This is a genomic window from Salibacter sp., from assembly GCF_031581065.1.
Classification (GTDB): domain Bacteria; phylum Bacteroidota; class Bacteroidia; order Flavobacteriales_G; family Salibacteraceae; genus Salibacter.
On sequence record NZ_JAVLBN010000008.1, the window covers coordinates 26,340 to 52,695 of the forward strand.

Consider the following 26,356-nt stretch of genomic DNA (forward strand, 5'->3'; position numbering starts at 1 on the left):
ATGGCAGTACTAGCATTTGTAGATACACAAGAAGGAAAAATCTCAAAATCGTCATACGAAGTTGTTTCTTATGCTGCTAAAGTAGCTGATAAAGAAGGTGGCGAAGCTGTTGCCATAACTTACGGTGATGTGGACAATGGAGACCTTGAAGCACTCGGTAAATACGGAGCTAAAAAGGTATTGGTCAACAAGTCTGTTACGAACATGTTACCAACTAAGCTCGCCAAATTAACAGCTGCAGCAGCTGAGCAGGAAGGTGCTGATATCATCGTATTCGCTCAGGATTTCACAGGTAAAAGTGTTGCACCGATCTTGAGTGCAAAACTCAAAGCCGGACTCGTTTCAGGTGCAGTAGATTACCCTGATACGTCTGATGGTTTTGTCGTGAAAAAGAACGTATTCTCAGGAAAAGCATTCGCTATGTACAAAGTGAATACTGAGAAAAAAGTTATTTCAATTCTCCCTAATTCAGTAGGAAAAGAAGAAGTTGGTGGAACAGCTCAGGTTGAGGAATTCAGCGCTGATCTCGGTGACTCAAGAATTACTGTAACTAATGTTGAAAAAGCTAACACAGATGGAGGCATTCCATTGACTGAGGCTGATCTCGTAGTTTCTGCTGGTCGCGGTCTTAAAGGTCCTGAAAACTGGGGAATGATCGAAGAATTTGCGAAAAACTTAGGAGCAGCTACAGCTTGTTCAAGACCAGTTTCTGATGTGGGCTGGAGACCTCACCACGAACACGTGGGACAAACAGGTATCGCGATTCGCCCTAATCTGTACATCGCAGTTGGTATTTCAGGAGCTATTCAGCACCTTGCCGGAGTTAACGGCAGTAAGGTGATCGTTGTCATTAACACTGACCCTGAAGCTCCATTCTTCAAAGCAGCAGACTACGGTATCGTTGGTGATGCTTTTGAAGTTGTACCAAAGTTGAATAAGGCGATCGAAGCTTTTCAGGCTGAGAACTAATCATATTCACTAAAGCACACGTGCCCGGATGGGCTTTGTTCTATGGAGAAAAAAGTAGCACTTAACATTGTAGGATTATCTTACAGTCAAACTCAAACGGGAGCCTACGCTCTCATCCTGGGTGATGACGTAGGAAAACGAAGGCTACCTATTATTATCGGCAACTTTGAAGCCCAGGCAATAGCCATTGAGCTGGAAAAAATGAAACCGAGCAGACCACTCACACATGACGTGTTTTTCACCGTGGCCGATCGGTTTGATGTAAAGTTGAAAGAAGTAATAATCTACAATCTCGTAGAAGGCGTTTTTTACGCAAAGCTCATTCTGGATAACGGTGTTAAAGAAGAAGAAATTGACGCGCGCAGTTCCGATGCAATCGCATTGGCTGTGCGCTTCAAATGCCCCATTTATGCCTACGAATTCATCATGTCGCAGGCAGGTATTTCAATTGAAGAGGAAGAAGCTGCAAGCCAAACTGATGTTACATCTGCCGGATCTGAACCAAAACAGCAAAAAGAAGGACTGAATGCGCTGTCGATTTCAGAACTCGAAACAAAACTCGATAAAGCAATTGAGGAAGAAGATTACGAGTTAGCCTCAAAATTGCGCGATGAAATTGACAGGAGACACTCAAATTAGAACTTCAGTCAGATCCAAACCCATTACACTAAATCTCCTACGCTCCCATTCTCATAAATTTACTTTCTTTGTGAGGTAATCGAGGCAAATGATTTCCAGCATTACTTTCGTTTCTGTACTTAAAGGATTGATCGGAATCCTTTTTTTGCTTTTTATCGCTTACCTGTTGAGCGAAAAACGCAAAAACATCAACTGGTCACTGGTTATCAAAGGCCTTATTATCCAGTTTATATTTGCTATTGGTGTGCTTAAAGTACCGGCTGTTGCAGATGTATTTGAGTTTTTCAGCAGGGCTTTCGTCAAAGTGATTTCATTTACCTACTTCGGTACAGAGTTTTTATTCCGAAACTTTGAAACCGGTGAAATCGATCCGGCTCTGATGAACTTCGCTTTTAATGTGCTTCCTACAATCGTCTTTTTTTCGGCTCTGACCAGCCTTCTTTATTACCTCGGAATTTTACAAAAAATCGTTTACGGTTTTGCATGGGTGATGAAAAGGGCCATGAAACTGAGCGGAGCTGAAAGTTTAGCCGCAGCAGGAAATATGTTCATGGGACAGACTGAAGCACCACTTTTGGTGAAACCATACTTACTCAAAATGACGAAGTCTGAGATGATGGCGCTCATGACAGGTGGCATGGCAACTATTGCCGGTGGGGTGCTCGCTTCATACATCGGCTTCTTAGGTGGAAGTGATCCGGCTGAGAAAATTCTTTTTGCCAAACACTTACTGGCAGCTTCTATTATGAGTGCCCCGGCCGGACTCGTAGCTGCTAAAATGCTCGTCCCGGAAACCGAACCGATCGAGGACAATGTGAGCATGCAAAAACAAAACATGGGCGCTAATGTGCTTGAAGCTATTTCAAACGGCACTACAGATGGTATCAAACTCGCGGTAAATGTTGCCGGAATGTTGCTCGTGTTCACTGCTTTCATCTATTTTGGAAATTACATCCTCGAACAAATTGGTGAAATTGGTGGGTTTAACGTCTGGATAGCTGAAAATACGAACTATGATAACTTTTCATTTCAGTTTGTAATCGGTTACTTGTTTGCGCCAATAGCATATGTGCTAGGTGTCCCATGGGATGATGTAGTCCTTGTTGGCCAATTACTGGGAGAAAAAACCATTCTCAACGAGTTTTACGCTTATGTGACGCTTGGCAAAATGAAAGCTGCCGAGTTATTCACTCACGAAAAAAGTGTTGTCATGGCAACTTATATCCTTTGTGGGTTCTCGAATTTTGCTTCAATCGGAATTCAAATTGGCGGAATCGGTTCCCTCGTACCAAATAGAAAAGGACTACTTTCAAACCTCGGAATCAAGGCACTCGTTGGCGGAACGCTCGCTTGCCTTTTCACAGCATCAATTGTTGGAATGCTAATTTAATTTCCAATCGACAGTCAAAAAATGTTACTTTGTTCCATCATTTTTTCAGTTCATCATTATGGAACAGTATCATCAGTTGCTTGATTTTTTACTGGATAAAGGCCAGTACCGTGAAGACCGAACAGGCGTGGGAACATATTCGCATTTCGGATATCAAATGCGCTTTGATTTACAGGAAGGATTCCCGCTTTTAACAACTAAAAAAGTTCATCTGAAATCTATTATTCATGAATTGTTATGGTTCATTGCCGGTGATACTAACATCCGGTATTTGGTCCAAAACGGAGTCAATATTTGGAATGAATGGCCTTTTCAAAAATGGCTTACTGATAATAATCTGGACAAAAAGCTCCCGAAATATTCTGATGAGTGGAAAAAAGCGAAGAAAGAGTTTGTAGAAAAGATCAAAACAGATGATCAATTTGCACAAAAATACGGTGAACTGGGACCTGTTTACGGTAAACAATGGCGCGATTTCAACGGTACCGATCAATTAAAATGGGTCACTGAAGAAATCAAACGAAACCCAAACTCTCGCAGACTCATCGTGAGTGCGTGGAATGCTGCTGAAATTGAAGAGATGGCAAAAGCCGGACTTCCTCCCTGCCACACAATGTTCCAGTTTTATGTGCGTGAAGGAAAACTCAGTTGCCAGCTTTACCAAAGAAGTGCTGATACATTTTTAGGTGTTCCTTTCAACATTGCTTCTTATGCACTACTCACTCAAATGGTAGCCCAGGGAACAGGATTAAAGCCCGGTGAGTTTGTTCACACATTTGGCGATGTACATCTTTATTCAAATCATGTAGAACAGGCAAAAGAACTTTTGAGCAGAGAAATTAGACCGCTGCCCAAAATGAAGCTCAACCCTGAAGTGAAAAGCGTTTTCGATTTTAGCATTGACGATTTCAGTCTCGAAAACTACGATCCATGGCCGGCCATTAAAGCTCCAGTAGCAGTATGATGAATACTGTACTTGCAGGAAGCACAGGGGCTATTGGAAAACAGCTCGTAGAAAAGCTCGAAAGCAATGATGACTTCGGTCAGATCCACTGCCTCAACAGGCGTGATGTCGATTTTCAGAACCCAAAGACACAAAATCATGTTATCGACTTTGACCAACTCCCTAATATCGAGCTCAAAGTAAAAGCCGAGGTTGGTTTTTGTTCGCTGGGTACTACGATAAAGCAGGCCGGATCAAAAGAAGAATTCAGAAAAGTCGATTTCGATTATGCCCTGCACTTTGCCAAATGGGCAAAGTTGATTGACGTGAAAAAGTTCGTACTCGTTTCAGCTTACGGATCTGACGAAAACTCACTGTTCTTTTATATGAAAGTAAAAGGGGAAATTGAAGAGGCTCTGAAAAAACTGGATTTTGAACAGCTCGTTATCATTCAACCCTCACTTCTTTACGGAGCTTCACGTCCTGATTCGCGTTTTGGCGAAAATTTGGGATACAAAGTGTTGAGTTTCCTGAAACCACTACTTGTTGGCCCGCTAAAAAAACAGCGTCCTGTTCACGTTGGGCAAGTTGCGGAGACGATGATTCATTCGGCTCTGACCGTGAAAGACAAACTGACTTATATTTCACCAATTGATATTCAAAAACATCATAAATAATGGCTTTTAAGCGTGTTTCATTAATCGTTGCTGTTGCAGAAAACGGAGTGATTGGAAAAGACAATGATCTCATTTGGTATCTACCCCGCGATTTGAAATATTTTAAAGATACTACTGCCGGACACACAGTTATCATGGGTAGAAAAAACTGGGACTCGATTCCGCTGAAGTACAGACCATTAAAAGGCCGAGACAATGTCGTTATCACTCGTGACCAATCTTTCCAGGCTGATGGTGCAATTGTTGTTCACTCGTTAAATGAAGCTTTAGAAATTGCTAAAAAAGCCGGAGATGAGGAGCCATTTATCATTGGTGGTGGGCAAATTTACAAGATAGCGCTTGAGCAAAATCTCATAGACCGCATGCACATTACACGTGTTCATGAAGAGTTTGATGGCAACACGTTTTTCCCGCAATTTGACGAGAACAAATGGAAGCTCGTGAGCAAAGAAGATCACGCTCCTGATCATCGTCACGAATACAGTTTTAGCTTTTGTATTTGGGACAAAATCGATGATTCGCAATAAAATCATTATTTTTAGCGACAATCGGTTAAGTTTGAACAATCAACCAGTTTCACTATGAAAATTTTTAGATCAGGTAATTACCTTAAATTCACAGTCAGAACCACAACTATACTAGCCCTTGTGGCTGTTTTGATGCTCTCCGTTTCGTGTAATGACAGCCAACGCGAAAACGATGATACAACTGTAGCATCAACTGATATGGTAAGAGCCATGAAGCTTTACAACGAGGCTTTTTTGAGCATTCATGAAATACTGATCAACGACACGCTTTTGAGCACTGACGATACACTTTACCTCCCACGTGAAGAGGATACATTAATGCTCACGCAAAATTCTACATTCGGTTATCCGAGAGAAATATTGATCAATTATGGAGAGGATCTCAAGATAACAGAACGCGACTACCCTAAAAAAGGCCGATTACGTGTTTGGCTTTACGCTCCTTACGATTCAACACTATCAATGAGAGTTTCATTTGACTTTCATCAAATTGGTAATTATGAACTACTGGGAGAAATGGATATCAACACGGCTGATTCAACGAGTCAAACTGAAGGAATTTTGAGAGAACTTACTGATGCCAGAATTCTTCGACTTGGACAAGGTATCAAAACACAAAAAATGTATTTCAACTTTTCTGATACGTTGAAATTCACTACCGGGAACTTCACTCCTTACTTAGCTGAAGACGATGGTTTCTCAGGATCGGGGAGTTACGGAGGGATAAGTTTTAGAGGTCAGCAATTCAGCTCTCAGTTCAACGAAGACTGGATGATCACTTACACCTGCAAAAACCCAATGCAGGGAAAAGCCGCTCTCAATGCTCCCAACATCGCAACAAGAGAGATCAACTTTAGCCGCTCGTGTAGCAGCAGTTTTTCAGTAGCGTTTTACAACACTACTGAGACGGTTAAATTTCCTTTGTAATAAATAAAAAACCCTTCCGCAATCTCAACGATCAGGGAAGGGTTTCAATTTCAATATTTTCAACTTATAATTAAGCCACTTTCAGCTTGTTGATACCTGATTTTTCCAGGTTCTTTTTAGCGTAATCGATCGTAATATGAAGTTTTTGTTTTTCCTTTTTATCAGATTTATCTGAGTCATCAGCTTTTGATGGAATATCGTACATTGCATCGAGCATAATCGCTTCACAAATCGAGCGCAATCCACGTGCTCCCAATTTGAATTCGATCGATTTCTCAACGATGTATTCCAGTACTTTTTTATCGAATGAAAGCTCTACATTTTCCATCTCAAACAATTTCTTGTACTGTTTAACAAGGCTGTTTTTCGGCTCGGTTAAAATACGCACAAGTGCTTCTTTATCGAGCGGATTGAGATAGCTCAATACTGGAAAACGCCCGATCAACTCAGGAATTAAACCAAAACTTTTCAAATCTGCAGGAGTTACATACTGCAACATATTTTCCTTGTCGATTTGTTTGGCAGCTCTGTTTCCGTAACCAATTGCCTGCGTATTCATTCTACGGCTGATAACTTTATCGATTCCGTCAAAAGCACCACCGCAAATGAACAGGATGTTTTTTGTCTCGAGTTGTACCAGTTTTTGCTCAGGATGCTTGCGACCACCTTGAGGCGGAACACCAATTGTAGATCCCTCAAGGAGCTTCAACAACGCTTGCTGAACACCTTCACCCGATACATCACGTGTGATTGATGGATTATCGCCCTTACGAGCAATCTTATCAATCTCATCGATGAATACAATTCCGCGTTGAGCAGCCTCAACATCGTAATCAGCAGCCTGCAACAGTCTTGATAAAATAGCTTCAACATCTTCACCTACATAACCTGCTTCGGTCAGAACCGTAGCATCAGCAATGCAGAAAGGCACGTTGAGAATTTTAGCGATTGTCTTGGCCAAAAGTGTTTTTCCTGTCCCGGTTTTCCCAACCAATACAACATTTGACTTTTCAATCTCAACCTCATCCTCGTCAACTTTTTGTGTCAATCGTTTGAAGTGATTGTAAACGGCAACAGAGAGAACGCGTTTAGCATCTTCCTGTCCAATGATATACTTATCAAGGTGTGAATTGATATCAGCCGGCTTGAGGAGGTTCAGGTTCTGACCAAGAGACTGCTGAACCTTACTGCTCTCTTCTTCTTCTACAATCTTGATGGCCTGCTCAACACAATTATTACAAATGTGCCCTGTGAGGCCACCAATCATGATATCCACTTCACTTTTCTTACGCCCGCAAAACGAGCACTTTATTTCTTCCTTCTCCTTCATATTCGTCCTTCCCAAATAGCAAAGGTGCTACTTGCGATGATTACTTTTTAGTTTTAATATCTTTAGTGAGCACTTCGTCAATCATGCCGTAATCTTTGGCATCTGCAGCACTCATCCAGTAGTCGCGATCAGAGTCTTTCTTGATCGTATCGAATTTTTTACCCGTGTGGTTTGCAAGGATTGAGTAGAGTTCATCACGAACTTTTGTGGTTTCCTTGAGCGCAATTTCCATATCAGAAACCTGACCCTGAGTACCGCTCATCGGTTGGTGAATCATGATTCTTGAATGTGGAAGACTAGAACGCTTTTTGTCAGTTCCGGCTGCCAGGAGAACAGCTCCCATTGAAGCTGCAAGTCCAGTACAAATTGTCGCTACATCAGGCGCGATATATTGCATGGTGTCATAAATTCCTAGACCGGCATAAACTGATCCTCCCGGACTGTTGATGTAAAGGTAAATGTCTTTTTCAGCATCAGCAGATTGCAGAAAAAGCAACTGCGCCTGAATTACATTCGCTATTTGATCATTGACCGGAGTTCCGAGAAAAATGATGCGATCCATCATTAATCTCGAAAATACATCCATTGCCTGAACGTTCATTTGACGCTCTTCAAGAATGTAAGGAGTCATTGATGCTTTAACATAATCGTGCACAGTGTTTGATCCTATTCCGCGATCTTTTACTGCGTATTTTTCAAATTCTTTATAGTCGCTCATAATTAACTAAACATGTTTGTGAGGTTACTTAAAATGCCTTTTTTAGCCGGTTTACCTGTGGCTAATTTAACAAATTCATCAAAGTCAACCTCTTTGTCCTTAATTTTAAAAGTGTCTTTGAACATTTCAAACAACTTTTGAGCATATAAGTTGTCATTAACCTGTCTTAATTGGTTTTCGTCCTGTAACACTTTCATGGCGCTTTGCATCACCATTTCTTCTTCTGGCTCAGGAATACCGTATTGAGCCATTTGCTGTTTCACGAGGTCTTTAGTGAATTCGATCAATTCTTCTTCTTTTACCTCGATTTTGTGCTCTTCAGCTATCTTGTTACGAATTAATTGCCATTTGAGTTGCTTTGCATAATCAGGGTATTCCTGTTCAATTTGCTCTTCAGAGATAGGCTTTTCATTCGCTTCTTTGATCCATTTTTTCAAGAATGTATCAGGGAATTCCATTTCGTGACGATCGATCAATTCGTCATTGATGTTCTTTTGAAGAAGGTTATCAGCATCGCGCTCAAACATTTTTTCGAGCTCGCCTTTTACCTTTTCACGGAATTCATCTTCAGATTTCACTTCTCCTTCACCAAATACCTGGTCAAAAAGATCCTGATTCACTTCTGCTGAGTTCATGTGGTACACTTTCTCAACAGTGAACTCAAATTCAGATTTGATTTGAGCTGCTTCGTGAGGTTCAACACCAAGCATTTGCGCCATGTCCTGTTCGCCTTTGCTCACTTTTGCAGGATCTACTTTGAAGGTGTCTCCTACCTTTTTACCAGTGAGTTGCTTTTTCAGCTTCTCATCATCGATGAATTCAAGCGTGATAGTACCCTGGTTCTCAATTCCGCCTTCTTTAACGTTTCCGTCTTCATCCAGCTCAACGAATTTACCGTGAAGCATATCTTCCTCAGCAGCTTTTTCAACTTCGCTCACTTTTCCGTAACGCTTTTGAAGATCAGCAATATATTTATCGATGAGTTTATCATCGATCTTCACTTTGTATTTCGTAAACTTATCTTTCTCACTCATCTTCAGTTTGAAATCCGGAGCCAGGCCAATTTCAAACTCAAAGTTGAGTTCTGGATATTTTACAGGATCAAACTCGATAGAGTCATCTTCTTTAGGAAGGGGATTACCGAGAACTTTAAGTTCTTTTTCCTCGATGTACTTATTGAGTTTTTCACTGAGGATTTTGTTTACTTCCTCAGCCATAACTGCTTTACCATACATCTTTTTCACCATTCCCATTGGCACTTTCCCAGGTCTAAAACCGGGCATTTGGGCCTTTTTACGATAGTCCTTTAAAATTGACTCTACTTTATCGCGGTAATCGTCTTTAGCGAGTTTAATAGAGATTGTTCCATTCAGCTCATCCTGCAAATTGTGAGTAACTTCCATTATATCAATTAATTTATCCTTCAAAATTTGAGTCGGCAAAAGTAACGAATTTAAGCTAAAGGACATATCAAAGTCCTTTAAACCTGAGTTCGATTCATAGTTTAGGATTCAAACCACATATAAATAGTGAGTTTCGACTAAAAGCAAGGAAAGTATAGCGGGCTATATTGACGAGCTTTTAGGAAGAAAATGGCTGTTTATATGTGGGGTTTCCAAAGAAGCCACTAATACTGCGTTTCTTTTGCTCAATTTAGCCCGCTAAATTTTCACAAAAGAGCCTTGTCTAATGGCTTCTTTGAATATTTGAATCTATAAATAATAATCGAACTCAGGTTCTAAACTGATTTTCGTATTTTTCGTAAGTTCTTTTTTTAAGTATAGTAAAATCTATATTTGTTGCTCAAAATGAAATTCTATGCCAGTAAATATTGATATCATCAATCAGCGGTTCCCGCTTTTTTCAGAACCTGAACTCAAGCAAGAAATTGCAGAGAAGGGTATTTGTAAGAAAATTAGTAAAAGTGACTCCCTACTCGATGTTGGGTCTTACATCAAGTCAATTCCGTTGGTTCTGAACGGAAAAATAAAAGTATTTCGCGAAGATGAGGAAGCCAATGAGCTGCTACTCTACTACCTTTACCCGGGAGAGGCTTGTGCTGTTAGTCTCGTATGTACAATGGGTAACAAGAAGAGTAAAGTGAAAGCTGTCGCTCTTGAGGATTCTGAAATCGTCATGATTCCGGTAGATTTAATGGAGCATTTTATTCGCAATTACCGCTCGTGGTACCAATTTGTGATCAGAACCTACAACGATAGGATTGATGAGTTGCTCGAAACAATCGATAGCATCGCTTTTCACAAAATGGACGAACGCTTAGTTGAATACCTTGAAAAAGCAACAGAAGCAACAGGCTCAAATATTATCAAAGGCACACATCAAACAATTGCCTACGAGCTCAACACTTCCCGTGAAGTTGTTTCCAGGCTCCTCAAGCAGCTTGAAAAGAAAGGGCTTGTAAAACTATCGCGCAACCAAATTGAGCTGATAGAGTAATTGACGAGTCAATCATATAGCAAAAAGTATATGTGATTTTTGTTACTGTGAGCTATTCTTCCTCAGGGTACTTTTGTACCAACAAATTATTTAAAAAATGGAAATACTCACAGTACTTGGTTACATCGCAGCAGCAGTAATAGGAATTTCACTAGGATTAATCGGTGGAGGCGGATCAATTTTAACAGTTCCGGTTCTCGTTTACTTATTGGGATCTGACCCTGTTGAAGCAACAGCTTATTCATTATTCATTGTTGGACTATCGAGTTTAGTGGGTACAGGTACCTACTTTAAGAAAGGACTTGTCAACGTCAAAACAGCAGTTGTTTTTGGTTTACCATCAATCGCTGCTGTGTACGCAACGAGAAAATTCCTGGTTCCATCAATCCCTGATGTCATGTTTTCAATGGGAGATACCCCAATCACAAAAGACCTGGGTATTATGGTACTTTTTGCAGCACTGATGATCGCTGCTTCAATATCCATGATCAGAGGAAGAAAAACGCCAAAAGTTGAGGATGTTGGAGAGCAAAAATTCAATTATCCGCTTATCATAGTAGAAGGTATAGTGGTCGGAACCCTAACCGGCCTGGTTGGTGCTGGCGGTGGATTCCTCATAATTCCGGCACTCGTGGTACTATCAAAGCTTCCTATGAAAGAAGCTGTAGGGACATCACTCCTGATCATAGCCACGAAGAGTTTAATCGGGTTTACCGGTGACATCGGAAATATGGATATCGACTGGATATTCTTGCTGATTTTCTCAGGAATTGCCGTAATCGGAATCTTCATGGGAAGTGCTTTGTCGAATAAAGTATCAGGAGAAAAGCTAAAACCGGCATTTGGATGGTTTGTCCTCATCATGGGAGTTTACATCATGATTGAACGAGCTATCGACACATTTGGATAAGAACAAAAACTAATAATATAATTAACAAATAAATCAGACAGTTATGAAAGTAGAACAGATCTATACAGGATGTTTAGCACAAGGTGCTTATTACATTCAATCAAAAGACGAAGCAGTAATTATTGACCCACTTCGTGAAACTGAGCCTTACATCAAAAAGGCTGAAGAAGAAGGCGCTAAAATCAAATACGTTCTCGAAACGCACTTCCACGCAGATTTCGTTTCAGGACACATCGACCTGGCCAAGAAAACAGGAGCTGAGATTGTATTTGGTCCTAACGCCAAACCGGAATACGATGCTCACATCGCCAAGGATGATGAGATCCTTGAAGTTGGTGATGTAAAAATTAAAGTGCTTCATACACCTGGTCACACAATGGAATCGACAACTTATCTCCTCATTGATGAAGATGGCAACAACAAAGCGATCTTCACCGGTGATACTTTATTCATCGGAGATGTTGGCCGACCAGATTTAGCAGTGAAGACAGATCTATCACGTGAAGATCTTGCAGGACATTTGTACGAATCACTTCACAATAAAATACTTCCTCTTGAAGACAACTTAACAGTTTACCCTGGTCACGGTGCAGGATCAGCTTGTGGTAAAAACATGAGTTCTGAAACCACTGACACATTGGGTAACCAAAAGAAAACGAACTATGCTCTTCAGGATATGACTAAAGAAGAGTTTGTGAAGCAGGTTACTGAAGGTCTCGTACCTCCACCGCAGTACTTCCCTAAAAATGCTGTGATGAACAAAAAAGGATACGGCAGTTTTGATCAAGTACTAGAAAAAGGAAACGTAGCTCTCGATCCTGATACATTTGAAGATGTAGTAAATGCTGAAGGTGCTATTATGCTCGATGTACGTTCTCCGGAAGCTTACGCTGAAGGCCATGTTCCAAACTCGATCTTCATCGGACTTGATGGAAGCTTTGCTGTGTGGGTAGGAACACTTATTCCGGATCTGAACCAAAAAATTGTTCTCATCACAGAGAAAGGTCGTGAAGAGGAAGCCGTTACACGTCTTTCACGAGTAGGTTATGACAACACACTCGGATATCTGAAAGGTGGATATGAAAACTGGAAAGCTTCAGGAAAAGAATGCGACAGTGTGAAATCAGTAAGTGCTGAAGAATTCAAAAAAGCATTTGAAGCCGGAAAAGTAGAAGAAGTGGTTGATGTTCGCAAAGAGAGCGAATACAAGTCACAGCACGTTGAAGGAGAAGGAGTACGCAATATTCCACTCGATTTCATCAACGACAAAATGGAAGAGTACTCACAGGAAAAAGAAATGTATTTACACTGTGCTGGCGGATATCGCTCAATGATAACAGCTTCCATTCTCAAATCGAGAGGATACCATGACCTTGTGAATATTGAAGGCGGTTTTGATGCCATTCAGGAAGCAGGCATGAAAACCAGCGAATATGTTTGTCCTTCAACAATGCTATAAGCCATGTTAGGATTTTTAAAAAAATTATTAGGAGGAAACATTATGTTTGAGAATATCAATGCACATGCATTCGAAAAAGAGATTCAAAACAACCCCGATGCGGTTCTGATCGATGTCAGAACCCCGGGCGAGTACGAGTCAGGACACATACCAAATGCGGTGAACCTCAACTTGCAGGATCCCGCATTCCAAAGCGAATTACAAAAACTCGATAAATCAAAAAAATACCTCGTGTATTGCCGCAGTGGAGCGAGAAGCTTCAATGCCTGCAATATCATGACCAACTCAGGCTTTGAAGATATCACAAACCTCCAGGGCGGAATTGTGAGTTGGCGTGGAGAGGTAGCAGTTCAATAGAACATCAGTTTTTATCACGAAAGTTCAATTCGATTAGTTAATTAATAAGTGCTCTGCTGCGCTAGTGGTGGAGCACTTATCTTTTGATTTCACAAACCAAACAAATCAAATTATGGATTTTATTTTGCAACCATGGCCCTGGTATGTTGTGGGCCCTCTAATTGCTTTAACCATGTTCCTCCTGCTTTATTTTGGGAAGGAATTTGGCGTTTCAAATACGCTCAGGGTTGCCTGTAGCGCAGCAGGAGCACAAAAATTCTCCGACTTCTTTCACTGGGACTGGCGCTCGCAAAAATGGAACATCATCTTTGTGGGGGGTGGTGTTATTGGCGGCTTTATTTCGTACATGTTTTTGGAGGCAGATCACACCGTTGCTCTCGCATCATCATCCGTTGAAAACATGCGGGATATGGGTCTGACCAATATTGGCGAATCTTACTTGCCGTCACAGATTTTTAACCCTGAAGAAATCACAGTTGGAACCGTAGCTTACCTTATTGTTGCCGGGTTCCTCGTTGGATTTGGAGCACGTTATGCCGGTGGATGTACATCCGGTCACGCAATAAGCGGATTGGCAAATCTTCAACTCCCATCACTCATCGCTGTGATTGGATTCTTCATTGGCGGTATGGCGATGACGTACTACATACTACCACATATCTTACCATTTTAATCTGATAAAAATCTATTTATGAAATACTTGAAGTTTTTAGGAATAGGAGTCATTTTTGGTATTGCACTCACAAAGGGACAGGTTGTTTCCTGGTACCGAATTATTGAAATGTTCTATTTTGATTCATTCCACATGTATGGAATCATTGGACTGGCAGTTGTGTTAGGAATCATTATGGTTCAGTTTATCAAACGCAAAAAAGTAAAGAGTATAGAAGGCCAACTCATCACATTTAACCCAAAGAATAAAAGTGTTGCCCGCTATTTGATAGGCGGTACTTTTTTTGGATTGGGTTGGGCAATGGCAGGCGCCTGCCCCGGCCCTATGTACCTGTTGTTGGGTAGAGGCTACTGGCTCATTTTACTCGTGATTTTTGGTGCATTGTTAGGGACTTTTGTCTACGGTTTATTGCGTCATAAATTGCCGCATTAAAAACCTGGTTGTTTAGCTGTGTAAGCAGGCTCTGACCAGAGCCTGCTTTTTTAGTTTGATTACTATCGACTACCCCAACTTTCTCAAAAGCCAAATAATTACAGATAGAACGACACTCAGCAATATCATTGTCGTGATAGGAATATAGATTTTTACATTCTCCCTTTCTATTCTGATATCTCCGGGTAAATTGCCGAGCCAGGAAAGCTTATCTCCCAAAAAGAAAAGCAGTGCTCCCACCAAGAGGAGAAGCACTGCTATTACCATTAAGATTTTACCCAAATCCTGCATTAAGAGCAAATATAATTACATTGTTAAGCTTTCCCTTTCAACATCAAATTCCAGTACAGATAAGGAAGCCCATACTTTTTCAAAATCCACATGCTGTAATTCTCTTTCGTCACGTCAACGAATTTAGAAATGAGTGGATCGCTCATTCGTTTGTTTCCATAGCCAAATTCGGCCAGCACCATTTTTCCATAGCCTGTAACGAGCGGACAACTAGAGTAGCCCTGGTAAGCATCGCTCAGTTTCTTTTCATTTTTGATCATGTGCAAGATATTCTCTGTAACAACCGGTGCCTGCTTACGAACCGCAGCTCCCGTTTTAGCAGTTGGCAAAGCAGCCACATCGCCCAGGGCAAAAACATTGGGATAGTTGGGATTCTGAAGGGTGTGATGATCAACCTCAGCCCAACCTTTATTTCCGCCTTCCTGAACAGCTATTTTTGACTTCGCTACAAAATCAGGAGATTTTTGTGGTGGCGCCAGGTGCAACATTTCATATTTAATGACCATAGTAGCATCTCCAATCACCTCTTCACCTACACGATTGTCATCATCATTGATCGAAGTACATTGAGAATCATCAGTAGCCGTGAGTTTGTAATACGCCTTTTTTTCTTTTGGGTCAATCTTGTAGAGCTTATGGAAATACTTCACTGCAATATTGTGACGATTGACAACTTTCATCAACGTTTTAGCAAATTCTTTAACCCCAAAAATCACTGAACCCGGAGTCGCAAAAATGGTATTGGTTTTATCAGCCAGTCCGTGTTTTTGGAAATACTCAGCTGCCAAATACATGATCTTTTGAGGAGCACCTCCACATTTAATAGGAGTGGCAGGTTGAGTAAAAAGTGCATTTCCGCCTTTGAAGTTTTGAAGTACTTCCCATGTATATTCCGGATCGATGTAGTTTGAACAAACGCCATCTTTTCCCATTGCCTCTCTCAATCCTTCAACTCCATCCAAATCAATACTCAGCCCTGGAGCAACAATGAGATATTCGTATTTTACATCGACACCATTTTTGAGAGAAACCTTGTTTTCATCAGGCTCTATAGATGACGCGTATTCTTTAATCCATTTTACCTCATCGGGCATGACTGAAGCCTCAGTTCGTTCAGTCTTTTTCATATCAAAAGTACCTGCACCAACTAAAGTCCACGCAGGTTGATAATAATGCTTTTCACTGGGCTCAATAATCGCAATATCGAGCGATTTATCCTTTTTGAGGAGCTGTGCAGCAACTGTAATTCCGGCTGTTCCACCTCCAATAATAATAATTTGATGTTCTTTCATAGCTAACAAACTTTTGAGCGAATTTAGAGAGCTCATTTTTAATGCACTGTGACTATTATCACCTTAGGATATTTTTCGGTTTCGGTCAGAACCGGGCTATGCTTACGTCACAATTTCGCGGCTAGTTCGTAGATTCGCGCATAAAACGATTCAACAATCATGAGCAATATACTTTTATCAGATTTCAATACGCCTTTTCAAACGGCTCCTTTTGACCAGGTAAAACTGGAAGACTACAAACCGGCAATTGAAAAAGCAATTGACGAACACAAGAATGAAATTGATGCAATTACGGCCAATGATGCCGATCCCAATTTTGAAAACACGATTGAGGCACTCGAATTTAGCGGTGAGCGATTAGATCGCGTAACATCGGTCTTTTTCAACCTCAACTCGGCCGAGACCAATGACGAAATGCAGGCTATTGCGCAGGAGGTTTCTCCGGCTCTGACCGAGCACTCGAATAACATCCTGCTCAACAAAGAGCTCTTTCAACGTATCAAAAAAGTTTGGGAAACAACTGATAAAAAAGCACTTGACACTGATCAGCAAACGCTACTCAAAAACACGTATGAAGATTTTGTTCGCAACGGTGCTGAGCTACCTGCCGATAAACAAAAAGATCTGCGCGAACTCAACACCAAACTGGCCAAGTTATCGCTCAACTTTGGCGAGAATCTGTTGAAAGAAACCAACGATTACGAGCTGCACATCACTGATGAATCAAAAATCGAAGGCCTGCCCGATACTTACAAAGAAGCGGCTAAGGCAGAGGCAAAAGAGCGAGACAAAGACGGGTTTGTTTTCACACTCCATTTCCCCAGCTTTTTCCCTTTTATGACGTATGTCGTCAATCGCGATTTACGCAAGGAAATGTTCATGGCATCAGGCAAAAAAGCGTACAAAGACAATGACCGAAATAACGAAGAAACAGTAAAAGAAATAGCGCTTCTCCGTCTGAAAAAAGCGAAGTTACTGGGCTTTGAATCGCACGCTCACCTCACGCTGAAAAAACGCATGGCAGAGTCGCCACAAAAGGTTCATGAATTCCTCGATTACCTGCTCGAAAAAGCTAAGCCGGCTGCCGAGAATGATGTGAAGGAAGTTGCTGAATTTGCCAAAAAAGAGGACGGGCTGGAAGATCTTCAACGCTGGGATTTTTCGTATTACAGCGAAAAACTCAAAAAGGCTAAATACGAAGTTGATGACGAAGAGTTGAAACCGTATTTCAAGCTGGGAAATGTGATTGATGGCGTTTTCAAAACAGCGGGTAAGCTCTACGATATTTCATTTAAGGAACGTACTGATATTCCCAAATACCACAAGGATGTCATCACGTATGAAGTCCTCGATCACGATCAGAACCATCTCGCGATTTTCTATGCCGATTTCTTCCCGCGTGCCGGTAAACGTGCCGGAGCCTGGATGACGATCTACCGCTCGCAATCAAAGCGAAATGGTAAAGAAAAAAAGCCTCATGTTTCTATTGTGTGCAATTTCAACAAACCGACAGGCAACACGCCTTCTCTGCTCACATTTAACGAGGTAACCACGTTGTTCCACGAGTTTGGTCACGCATTGCACGGCATTTTGGGTAAAGGACGCTACCCGAGCATCACCGGGCCAAATGTCTATTGGGATTTCGTTGAACTTCCTTCTCAGCTAATGGAAAACTGGTGTTACGAAAAAGAGTGCCTCGACCTTTTTGCAAAGCACTATAAAACGGGAGAGAAAATCCCTCAGGAATTAGTTGACAGACTCAAAGCCAGTGCGACTTATAATGAAGGATACAAAACTATCAGGCAGGTGAGCTTTGGATTGCTCGATATGAACTGGCACGATGTAAAAGAGGAAAGTCAAATTGAAAATACGACAGTAGCAGATTTAGAGAAAAAATCATTCTCAAAAACCGATGTGCTCCCAAATGTAGATGGAACAGCTATGAGTACGCAATTTGGGCACCTATTCCAGGGAGGCTACAGCGCAGGATATTACAGCTACAAATGGGCAGAGGTTCTCGATGCAGATGCTTTTGAATTTTTTAAAGAAAACGGCATTTTCAATGCAGAAACAGCTAAACGTTTCAAAGAAAATGTACTTGAAGCCGGAGGATCTGAACATCCTTCAATTCTGTACAAAAGATTCAGAGGCCAGGAACCCGATCCAGATGCGCTTTTGAGAAGAGCTGGATTGATAGGGTAACATCATTTTCAAAGCAAAAAAGAGCCGTATATGTTTTGCGGGTCTTTTTTATTTTTTAACTTAGCGGTATAATATTTTAACACATGATCACTTTTCGCCACATTATACTGCTTCTAATAGCTCTAAGCTTATTCTCATTTCAAAAGCTTCAAGGGCAAAATATCAATATTCAAAAATTACAGGATTATTACGGTATTAGAATCAATAATATGATTGCTGATAACAATGGTGATCTCATAATAGTAGGCACAAAAAGTTTAGACAATTTCTATCTTGCTCGTATTGATACTACTTCCTATCAAATCATTGATGATACAACTTACAGCGATCCACAATGTCTCAACCCACAAAATGAATTCTTTGACATCAAACTTCATCCTGAGTACGGGTTTGTCGTGACCGGTAACATACAGGAGTGCGGAGATTTTGACCCCAAAATATTTTGGTTTGATCAACATTTTGACCTTGTAAAAACAGCTACTTTCCAGCATCCTTACTCTTCGAGATTTGGTTACAGGATGATCTTCAAGGATGTTATAGTGAGAGATGATGGCCATATAATCAGCAACTTTGAACACAGGAGGTTTTCAGCTTCTGCTAATGGCGAACTCAAATACACATTCCTTTATGAGTTCGACAAAAATTTAAACTTCGTAAAGTTTGATACGGCAAAAACAAATTTCACACGCCATACTTTAAACATGAAGTACGATAATAACCAAATCTATATGTACGGTTATTTTAATCCTGATTCAGTTGAGGCATCCTTCAATAATAGAATTCCATATATCTGCTCAATTGATCCATACACTTTTGACATCATAGACGAAAAATCATTTAATGATACCGGTTCCATTAATTCCATGGAATCTACAGCAAACTTTATTTTTCCATCAGTGTTGACTCATAGTTCAAACAACTATTTCTACAGCAAATTATACAAGCTAAACAAAAGTGATTTCAGCAACTCTATTGATTCTATTATCACCCAAAAAGATAGTGCACACCGTTTTATTTCTTTAATACATCAATTTAACGAAACCCTGTTTATTTTCTCAAATGAAAGTACAAACGACTCCAATGACTATGAAATAAACCAATTGAAACTATACGATTTAAATCTTAAAAAAATAGCTGACCAGCCTATTATTGATTCAAATGAAAGTTCTGTTTCAAGTGCAACTTTAATGGAATCACAATTTCATTTCATGACCCCATTATACCCTAGTCAAAGTAATAGTTATGGAATGAATTTATCTAGAGTGAATGACATACTCAAATTAGTATCAGCACCGTCCGAAGTGATCGAAAGTGAGAGAATTAACATCACATTATTCCCCAACCCAGCCAATAGTCAAGTAAATATTTTATCCAATTCAACATCATTAGAGTATGAGCTATTCAATATTAAAGGTCAACTAGTTAAATCAGGTACATTAAAATCCAATAATGCTCAACTCAATGTTAGCTCTCTCAACAATGGTGTCTATTTCTTGAAAGTAGGTAACCTAAGCAAAAAAATCATTATTCAACGTTGATAAGATTATCAATAAGGACAAGGGGGTGTATCAATACCGAAAAATCTTACATTTTTTCGGTATTAAAAGGCAATTATTTAAAATTTAAAAACGTGATTAAGAAGTATTTACATTTTACTCCTTAATGAATTTTAAACTTTAATACGCCTTTTGATACACCCCCTTTTGCTTAAAAATTAGCCCTCAGCGAAAGAATAAAATTCCTTCCCGGAGCGGCTATTCCAGAACTGTAAGGCCTGTAAAGTTGATCCGTGATATTCTCAACTCCACCACCTACACTTAAGTTTTCCGTCAAACGGTAGTTTGCTTTCACATTAACCGTAAACCACGATGGAGAGTAGTGATTCCCATTTCCATCATTTGCATATAACTCAGGCTTCCCCTGCTCAGTAACAGCTAATTCATCGTACTCTATCTTACCGCTGTACCTGCTGTAAAACTGGAGGGAGAGGTTGTTTGCACGGTATGTAAGTCTTGATACTCCAAACCATGGAGCAGCATGGCGTGATGCACTTGTTGTTCCATCATCGAGTTCTTCTTCACCTTTTTGATAATTGAAGTCACTCGACAATTCAAACCCGGCAGGCAAATGAATCTCTATGCCGGCTTGAATACCGTAAACATTGGCCGTTGCTGCGTTCTGAATAGACTGAACTCTACTCATCATTCCGTCATACATGATGCTATCCTGTCCATCAAGCGTATAATCACGCCTAACCAGTGCATTATCGAGCAGCGTGTAAAAAGCAGTAACATCTACTTTCACGATATCACCTAACTTTTTTGCTACTCCCAAATCTGCACTGTAAGCATACTCTGCTTCTAAGTTTGGATTGGGAACAACGACTGCTCCCGGCTCAGAGTCAAACACCTTCCCGATGTCGTCAACATTTGGGGCTCTGAACGCTGTAGAGGCATTTGCTTTAATGACCCAGCTATTGGTTGGTCGATACACCAACCCAAGATTTCCGGTTACTGAACGATTGTTAATGTTGGCTTCGGTGAATGGGAAATCATAAAAACCAGTATCAAACTCCGATTCAATCACATAATGATTGTAACGAACACCTGCCTGCAACATCACTTTTTCAGAAACCTGGTAATAATCAGTGAGATAAGCAGCATAAGACGCCCATGTCGATTGAGGATAACGCGTACCGATTGCAAAACGATTTCCTGAAATGATGTTTTCAATGTAAGCTGTTGAGGTAACATCGTTCAGAACCGCTTCCGCTCCGTAGTAAAGCTGGTGTTTATCTCCAACCGACTTTGAGAAATCGAGGTTTGCCGAATAAGCATCTACTTCCTCAATTCGGTTGCGCTCCTCATCATCGTTAAATGACCTGTCGATTCTGCTTTCCTCAAAATACTGTTGCGCTACACGTAGCGTCACATCATCATAGAGCGCATTTGAACTGCTGTTCATGATTTTGAGATTGTTCATCATCCATTTTTGCGGACCATAATTCCATTTTGCATAGCGCGGTCTTCCGTTTCGAGTGCGCAAATGGCGGTCAAAACGGCCGTACTCTGTCGTTTCAGAATAATGAAACCCGTATTCAAAGTCCCAGTTCTCATTTGGTCTGAACCGAACTTTTTGCATCAAATTCTGCTGTGAATAACCCGATGGATTTTGAACAAACGGATCTTCGTTCTCCACTACCTGATCAATTCCGCTTATGCGTTCAACATGATAAGGGAGTTTATATTCGCTGGGGCCATCAGTTCCCATTCTCAGATTTCCATAATCATTTGAACTGAAGCTCGTAACGAGTGCCCACTTTTCCCATCCTATGTTGACATCAAAATGGCCTGTTTTTTCATTATTTGCTGACGAATAACGTGCAACAGCATTTCCCTTAATCAACGGATCATCAGTGAGGGAAAGCTGAGGATTGAGCGTTTGAAAGCTCATCACACCACCTATCGCGTCACTACCATAAATCAAAGATCCTGACCCGAAAAGAACCTCAGTGTTTTCTACAGCAAACGGATCGAGTGAGATCACATTTTGAATATTACCACCGCGAAAGATAGCAGTATTCATTCGTACTCCGTCAACCGTGTAGAGGAGCCTGTTTGTGGCAAATCCGCGAATCATTGGGCTTCCACCACCTTGCTGACTCTTTTGCACAAAAACTTCACCTGACACATCGAGTAAATCAGCTGCTGTTTGGGGGTTTTGCAACGTGATTTCCTTTCTCGAAATACTGGTGATTTTGGACGGGACTTTTGAAGATGACTGGTTCCACCTGTTAGCGGAAACAACTACCTCACCCAGGCTAAGGTTTGAAGGTTCCAGTTGAATACTAAACCCTTCAGCTTTGAGTTTTTCGTAAGTCATTCTGCGTGTTTTGTAGCCAAGTATCCTTATCTCAATCAACTCTGATCCCTGGAACTTTGAAATATCAGCTTTCCCTTCGGCATTTGTTGTGGTAAAAACCTTTGGGTTCTGACTGCTAAAAGTTACCAATTCAATTGGCTGGTCGCTCGCGGCACTCGTAACGGTTACTTCCTGAGAAAAACCGGCATACGACAATCCCATGAGCAACCACAAGATTAAATATTGTTTCATGGATTTAATTTTTCGATTAAACATTTACTATTTCTAAGGCATAGCAGTCCTGTTGAGCTGTATAGCTCGCAATTGAAAATATGTTTAACCGAATTTTGGAGGTTGCTCCGGTGGATCTACCAAAGCTGTTTTGAGTGAAAAATCGTAGGGTTTATTTTGGGCAACTTCAATGTTATTTGGAATTGGCTGGTTTACTTGAGGATCTGACCAAAAAAGTGATTTAAAATATTGCGTTACTAATTGTTCTTTTTGTTTGTGATGGTCAGATCCAAAGACATCCTGCAACAATGAGGCGAGCTCCCTGTTGAGTTCAGTTTCTTCGTAATCCCACCAGCACCAGTAAAAGACAGAGTCTGCGCGATTTTCTCGCTCAACAACATCGTACATTTCACCTTTGTACTCAAATTCTTTTGAGTGTTCCCAATGCAGCTCGTTTTCGCTTTGTTGTTTTGAAAATTTGAGCAAGACCAGCTCTTCGCGATCAATTCCGTCAATCATGCGCCATTTCACCTCAGATTTGACCTCAGATCGCTGATATTCGATCCACAAATAGGGGCCGAGATAAGAAATGGCAAATGTTGCCAAAAGCAATATGGTTATGCTATTTCGTTTCAAAACAAGTCACAAATAAACAGTTTTATTTGAGATTGGCTTTTTCTCTAATGGTTTGCATAAAACTGGAAGCATAAACGAATTCAACGACCTCGCGGTTGTTCGTTTGTAGTATTTCTCTACGAGAACCTTCCCACCATTTTCTTCCCTCGTGGATGAACATCACGTTTTCACCAATTTCGAGAACAGAGTTCATATCGTGCGTGATGACAATCGTTGTAATATCGTATTCATGGGTAATCTCACTGATGAGGTTATCGATGAGAATAGAAGTTTTGGGATCTAAACCGGAGTTTGGTTCATCGCAAAAAAGGTATTTTGGCTTCATTGCAATTGCGCGGGCTATACCAACACGTTTTTTCATACCTCCCGATAGCTCAGCCGGGTAGAGGTTATTAACGCCTTTTAGATTCACCCTGTCCAGGCAAAAGTTTACTCGATCGAGTTTTTCTTTTGCCGTTTGATTGGTGAACATATCAAGCGGAAAACGGAGATTTTCTTCTACTGTTTGAGAATCGAACAGAGCTCCACCCTGAAAGAGAAACCCGATTTTTTTTCTGATTTCTTTTTTTTCCTGGAAGTCCATCGCGTGAAAATCTTTTCCTTCATACAGGACGTTTCCTTTTGTGGGCTCAATTAACCCAACAATACATTTAGTCAAAGTCGTCTTCCCTGATCCGCTGGCACCAATCACCAGATTGGTTTTACCGCGTTCAAACTCTGTGTTGATCTCAGTAAGAACTTCTGTTTCTCCAAATGATTTATAGAGGTCAATAGTTTTGATCATATCAACAGAAGTTGCGTGAGTAAATAATTAAGAACTAAAATAACAATGCTGCTCACCACTACGGCTGTTGTACTGGACTTACCAACTTCAACAGATCCGCCACTGGTGTAATAGCCAAAATAAGCCGGAATTGAAGTAATCACAAAAGCGAACACAACCGTTTTGATCATGGCGTAGTAATAATCATACATTTTAAAGTCGAGTTGAATACCGTACTCATAGTCTGATGCTCCAATCAAGCCTGTTCCCACAGCAACGGCATAACCACCGGCAATCCCAATTGCCATACTCAATGTAATGAGAAATGGGTTGATAATTACCGCAGCAATAATTTTTGGGAAAATCAAAAAGTTAGCGCTATTGATTCCCATTATTTCGAGTGCATCAATTTGCTCAGATACTCGCATTGTTCCTATTTCACTGGAAATGCTGGAACCTACCTTACCTACTAAAATGAGTGCGATAATCGTGGGGGAAAATTCGAGAATTACTGATTGGCGCGCAGCAAACCCTACCGTATACAATGGAATAAAACCACTATCAATATTTGTAGAAGTTTGAATTGTAACCACCGCTCCCATAAAAACTGAAATTACCGCAATAATGGGTAAACTGTCCAGTCCCAGGTCATTCATCTCAGTTACAATCCGTTTCCTAAAACTCTTCCAGCTCTCAGGACGTTTAAATGTAATGAGCATTAACAGCGTAAACCGGCCAATGTGGCTCAACAATTTCATTCTACTTAATTTTGGGTAAAAATAGCCATTCTAAAATCAAACGCTAAAATCAAAAGATTCCGATGAAAAGTAAAACCCTTTTTACCATAATTGCAATATTTGTTGCGGGTTTGTTGTTTCAATCGTGTGGAGTTTTCAAAAAAGATTGCAATCCACCGTGTCCAACTTGGGATAAAAAGAAATAAAATGCCGGCTGATCAATTCAAGCGTGTAATCGAAAAATACATACCACCAGCTTCTGTCAATCAAGTTATTGAATTGTTTCGGTCAGAGCCGATCCAGCTCAAAATCCAACGCGCCCGTAAGAGTAAGTTTGGGGATTATCGCTCACCTCGGGGAACGCACGGTCACCGCATTTCAATCAATGCCGACTTGAATGCCTACGCTTTCCTCATAACACTGATTCACGAATTTGCTCATTATCTTGTTTACCTGGACCACAAACACAAGGTAAAACCACATGGAGTCCAGTGGAAACTCGCTTTCATGAATGTGATGAATCCCTTTCTCAACGAAAAAGTATTTCCGCAGGATGTTTTGAAAGAACTCACCAAACACATGAAAAACCCAAAAGCATCGAGCTGTTCAGATCCCAGGCTATTTGCGGTTCTGAAAAAATACGACAACAAAGATGTACTCCACCTCAGAGATATTAATACAGGTGAAGTATTCAAGCTGGGTAAACGCGTTTTTCAAAAAGGAGAAAAATTGCGAACACGCTACAAGTGTTTAGATTTACAAAAGGAAAAGTATTACTTAGTCAACGAATTTGCTGAAATAAACAGAATAAAAGTTTCATGAAAACCTATTGTATTATAATGGCCGGAGGTGTTGGTAGCCGGTTTTGGCCTGCCAGCACAAGTAAAACACCCAAGCAGTTTTTGGATATTTTGGGAACCGGCCAATCGCTTATCCAGCAAACTTATGAGCGATTCCGGTTTGTTTGTGAGCCAGACTCTTTCCTGATTGTAACCAACGAAGATTACAAAGATATCGTAATGGAACAACTACCTGAGCTCAAAGAAGATCAGGTATTAACGGAACCAACGATGCGCAATACGGCTCCGTGCATCGCTTACGCTGCCTACAAAATCGCTGCTATTGATAAGGAAGCAAACCTTATCGTTACACCGGCTGACCATCTCATATTGAAACAAAAAGAATTTGAAGCGACTGTCAATTCAGCAATTGACCACATTTCAGAATATGATGACCTTGTAACACTGGGCATCAAACCAACTCGCCCTGATACGGGATACGGCTATATCGAATACGAAGCTGGATCTGACCGATTACAAACTGTTAAACAGTTCAGGGAAAAACCCGATTTGCCAACTGCTGAAGAGTTTGTAGAATCTGGAAACTTTGCATGGAACTCTGGGATGTTTTTTTGGAGTTTGGCGACAATATTAGAAGCTTTTGAAAAACATCTTCCGCTCGTTAAAAAGTGTTTTGATGTTTACAGCGATAAGTTTATGAATCATTCTGAAGGCGAAGTCATCGATAAATTATACAATGATTGCCCGGCTATTTCTATTGACTTTGGCATTATGGAAAAAGCTGAAAACGTGAAAGTCATAGAAGCAGATATTGGTTGGAGCGACCTTGGCACCTGGGGATCAGTTTATGATGTTAGTGAAAAAGATGCCAATCAAAATGTTGTAATCAGTGGCAAAACACTTCTTGAAAACGCATCAGGAAACGTGATTAATGTGACTCCTGAAAAAGTCGCGATATTACAGGATGTTCAGGATCTAATTATTGTTGAAACGAAAGACGCTTTACTCATATCATCGAAAAAGAGCGAGCAAAACATCAAACCGTTGCGAGTTAAATTGGGTCAGCAGTTTGGGGATGAGCACATTTAACCACGAATTAAAAAAGCCGAACTCCATGATTGAAGTTCGGCTCTGA

26 protein-coding genes are annotated in these 26,356 nt (G+C 40.7%); 17 read left to right on the top strand and 9 right to left on the bottom strand.

Annotated features, from left to right (window positions below):
- The 7 genes from RI557_RS03545 to RI557_RS03575 all read left to right on the top strand — a co-directional run bounded on the left by RI557_RS03545 (window position 1) and on the right by RI557_RS03575 (window position 6,072).
- A complete protein-coding gene (locus RI557_RS03545; RefSeq protein WP_310682165.1) occupies window positions 1-969 on the top strand; it encodes an electron transfer flavoprotein subunit alpha/FixB family protein in 969 nt (322 codons plus the stop codon).
- Window positions 970-1,011: 42 nt separating this feature from the next.
- Complete coding sequence (locus RI557_RS03550) at window positions 1,012-1,608, top strand: bifunctional nuclease family protein (RefSeq protein ID WP_310667146.1); 597 nt, start codon at window positions 1,012-1,014, stop codon at window positions 1,606-1,608.
- A gap of 88 nt (window positions 1,609-1,696) precedes the next feature.
- Window positions 1,697-2,998 carry a nucleoside transporter C-terminal domain-containing protein gene (locus tag RI557_RS03555; RefSeq protein WP_310667144.1) on the top strand — a complete coding sequence of 434 codons (1,302 nt, stop codon included), beginning with the start codon at window positions 1,697-1,699 and terminating at the stop codon, window positions 2,996-2,998.
- 58 nt (window positions 2,999-3,056) lie between these two features.
- Window positions 3,057-3,962 (top strand): thymidylate synthase, encoded by a 906-nt coding sequence (gene thyA / locus RI557_RS03560; RefSeq protein WP_310667143.1) that lies wholly within the window; start codon window positions 3,057-3,059, stop codon window positions 3,960-3,962.
- A complete protein-coding gene (locus tag RI557_RS03565; RefSeq protein ID WP_310667142.1) occupies window positions 3,959-4,618 on the top strand; it encodes an NAD-dependent epimerase/dehydratase family protein in 660 nt (219 codons plus the stop codon). Before thyA ends, RI557_RS03565 begins: the two co-directional genes overlap by 4 nt.
- Window positions 4,618-5,145 (top strand): dihydrofolate reductase, encoded by a 528-nt coding sequence (locus RI557_RS03570; RefSeq protein ID WP_310667141.1) that lies wholly within the window; start codon window positions 4,618-4,620, stop codon window positions 5,143-5,145. Before RI557_RS03565 ends, RI557_RS03570 begins: the two co-directional genes overlap by 1 nt.
- Window positions 5,146-5,199: 54 nt before the next feature.
- Entirely contained in the window at window positions 5,200-6,072 is an 873-nt protein-coding gene (locus RI557_RS03575) for a hypothetical protein (protein ID WP_310667140.1), read from the top strand.
- 70 nt (window positions 6,073-6,142) lie between these two features.
- Here the strand turns inward: RI557_RS03575 and clpX are convergent, their stop codons facing one another.
- The 3 genes from clpX to tig are packed head-to-tail and all read right to left on the bottom strand — an operon-like array spanning window position 6,143 to window position 9,523.
- Complete coding sequence (clpX, locus tag RI557_RS03580; protein WP_310667139.1) at window positions 6,143-7,402, bottom strand: ATP-dependent Clp protease ATP-binding subunit ClpX; 1,260 nt, start codon at window positions 7,400-7,402, stop codon at window positions 6,143-6,145.
- 40 nt (window positions 7,403-7,442) lie between these two features.
- Window positions 7,443-8,120 (bottom strand): ATP-dependent Clp protease proteolytic subunit, encoded by a 678-nt coding sequence (locus tag RI557_RS03585; RefSeq protein ID WP_310667138.1) that lies wholly within the window; start codon window positions 8,118-8,120, stop codon window positions 7,443-7,445.
- Window positions 8,121-8,122: 2 nt separating this feature from the next.
- Window positions 8,123-9,523, bottom strand: a complete 1,401-nt coding sequence (gene tig / locus RI557_RS03590; protein ID WP_310667137.1) for a trigger factor — start codon at window positions 9,521-9,523, stop codon at window positions 8,123-8,125.
- A gap of 415 nt (window positions 9,524-9,938) precedes the next feature.
- On the opposite strand from tig, the gene RI557_RS03595 reads away from it, so the two are divergent.
- The 6 genes from RI557_RS03595 (at window position 9,939) to RI557_RS03620 (ending at window position 14,408) form a co-directional block, all read left to right on the top strand.
- A complete protein-coding gene (locus RI557_RS03595) occupies window positions 9,939-10,577 on the top strand; it encodes a Crp/Fnr family transcriptional regulator (RefSeq protein ID WP_310667136.1) in 639 nt (212 codons plus the stop codon).
- A 97-nt stretch (window positions 10,578-10,674) separates the two neighbouring features.
- Window positions 10,675-11,487, top strand: coding sequence for a sulfite exporter TauE/SafE family protein (locus tag RI557_RS03600; protein ID WP_310667134.1), 813 nt, complete (start codon window positions 10,675-10,677; stop codon window positions 11,485-11,487).
- 43 nt (window positions 11,488-11,530) lie between these two features.
- On the top strand, window positions 11,531-12,946 hold the full coding sequence (locus RI557_RS03605) for an MBL fold metallo-hydrolase (protein ID WP_310667133.1): 1,416 nt from the start codon (window positions 11,531-11,533) through the stop codon (window positions 12,944-12,946).
- 3 nt (window positions 12,947-12,949) lie between these two features.
- Entirely contained in the window at window positions 12,950-13,303 is a 354-nt protein-coding gene (locus RI557_RS03610; protein ID WP_310667132.1) for a rhodanese-like domain-containing protein, read from the top strand.
- A 112-nt stretch (window positions 13,304-13,415) separates the two neighbouring features.
- A complete protein-coding gene (locus tag RI557_RS03615; protein ID WP_310667131.1) occupies window positions 13,416-13,976 on the top strand; it encodes a YeeE/YedE thiosulfate transporter family protein in 561 nt (186 codons plus the stop codon).
- 18 nt (window positions 13,977-13,994) lie between these two features.
- A complete protein-coding gene (locus RI557_RS03620) occupies window positions 13,995-14,408 on the top strand; it encodes a DUF6691 family protein (RefSeq protein WP_310667129.1) in 414 nt (137 codons plus the stop codon).
- Window positions 14,409-14,477: 69 nt separating this feature from the next.
- Here the strand turns inward: RI557_RS03620 and RI557_RS03625 are convergent, their stop codons facing one another.
- Together RI557_RS03625 and RI557_RS03630 are read right to left on the bottom strand one after the other, a co-directional pair.
- Window positions 14,478-14,699, bottom strand: coding sequence for a DUF2905 domain-containing protein (locus tag RI557_RS03625; protein ID WP_310667128.1), 222 nt, complete (start codon window positions 14,697-14,699; stop codon window positions 14,478-14,480).
- A 23-nt stretch (window positions 14,700-14,722) separates the two neighbouring features.
- Window positions 14,723-15,991, bottom strand: coding sequence for an FAD/NAD(P)-binding oxidoreductase (locus RI557_RS03630; RefSeq protein ID WP_310682174.1), 1,269 nt, complete (start codon window positions 15,989-15,991; stop codon window positions 14,723-14,725).
- Between the two features lie 159 nt (window positions 15,992-16,150).
- Here RI557_RS03630 and RI557_RS03635 point away from each other — a divergent pair, with 159 nt between their 5' ends.
- Together RI557_RS03635 and RI557_RS03640 are read left to right on the top strand one after the other, a co-directional pair.
- Complete coding sequence (locus RI557_RS03635; protein ID WP_310667123.1) at window positions 16,151-18,193, top strand: M3 family metallopeptidase; 2,043 nt, start codon at window positions 16,151-16,153, stop codon at window positions 18,191-18,193.
- An 83-nt stretch (window positions 18,194-18,276) separates the two neighbouring features.
- The gene (locus RI557_RS03640; RefSeq protein ID WP_310682176.1) at window positions 18,277-19,731 is read left to right on the top strand and encodes a T9SS type A sorting domain-containing protein; all 1,455 of its coding nucleotides are present in this window, start codon (window positions 18,277-18,279) and stop codon (window positions 19,729-19,731) included.
- A 169-nt stretch (window positions 19,732-19,900) separates the two neighbouring features.
- On the opposite strand, the gene RI557_RS03645 is transcribed toward RI557_RS03640, so the two are convergent.
- The 4 genes from RI557_RS03645 to RI557_RS03660 all read right to left on the bottom strand — a co-directional run bounded on the left by RI557_RS03645 (window position 19,901) and on the right by RI557_RS03660 (window position 24,442).
- Entirely contained in the window at window positions 19,901-22,306 is a 2,406-nt protein-coding gene (locus RI557_RS03645; protein ID WP_310682178.1) for a TonB-dependent receptor domain-containing protein, read from the bottom strand.
- An 84-nt stretch (window positions 22,307-22,390) separates the two neighbouring features.
- Window positions 22,391-22,891, bottom strand: a complete 501-nt coding sequence (locus RI557_RS03650; protein ID WP_310667120.1) for a hypothetical protein — start codon at window positions 22,889-22,891, stop codon at window positions 22,391-22,393.
- 52 nt (window positions 22,892-22,943) lie between these two features.
- Complete coding sequence (locus RI557_RS03655) at window positions 22,944-23,705, bottom strand: ATP-binding cassette domain-containing protein (RefSeq protein WP_310667119.1); 762 nt, start codon at window positions 23,703-23,705, stop codon at window positions 22,944-22,946.
- The gene (locus tag RI557_RS03660; RefSeq protein WP_310667118.1) at window positions 23,702-24,442 is read right to left on the bottom strand and encodes an ABC transporter permease; all 741 of its coding nucleotides are present in this window, start codon (window positions 24,440-24,442) and stop codon (window positions 23,702-23,704) included. The genes RI557_RS03655 and RI557_RS03660 overlap by 4 nt, the downstream gene beginning before the upstream one ends.
- 186 nt (window positions 24,443-24,628) lie before the next feature.
- Here RI557_RS03660 and RI557_RS03665 point away from each other — a divergent pair, with 186 nt between their 5' ends.
- Both RI557_RS03665 and RI557_RS03670 read left to right on the top strand, forming a co-directional pair.
- Window positions 24,629-25,243 carry a SprT-like domain-containing protein gene (locus RI557_RS03665; protein WP_310682186.1) on the top strand — a complete coding sequence of 205 codons (615 nt, stop codon included), beginning with the start codon at window positions 24,629-24,631 and terminating at the stop codon, window positions 25,241-25,243.
- Window positions 25,240-26,310 (top strand): sugar phosphate nucleotidyltransferase, encoded by a 1,071-nt coding sequence (locus RI557_RS03670; RefSeq protein WP_310667116.1) that lies wholly within the window; start codon window positions 25,240-25,242, stop codon window positions 26,308-26,310. The genes RI557_RS03665 and RI557_RS03670 overlap by 4 nt, the downstream gene beginning before the upstream one ends.
- Window positions 26,311-26,356 lie beyond the last annotated feature (46 nt).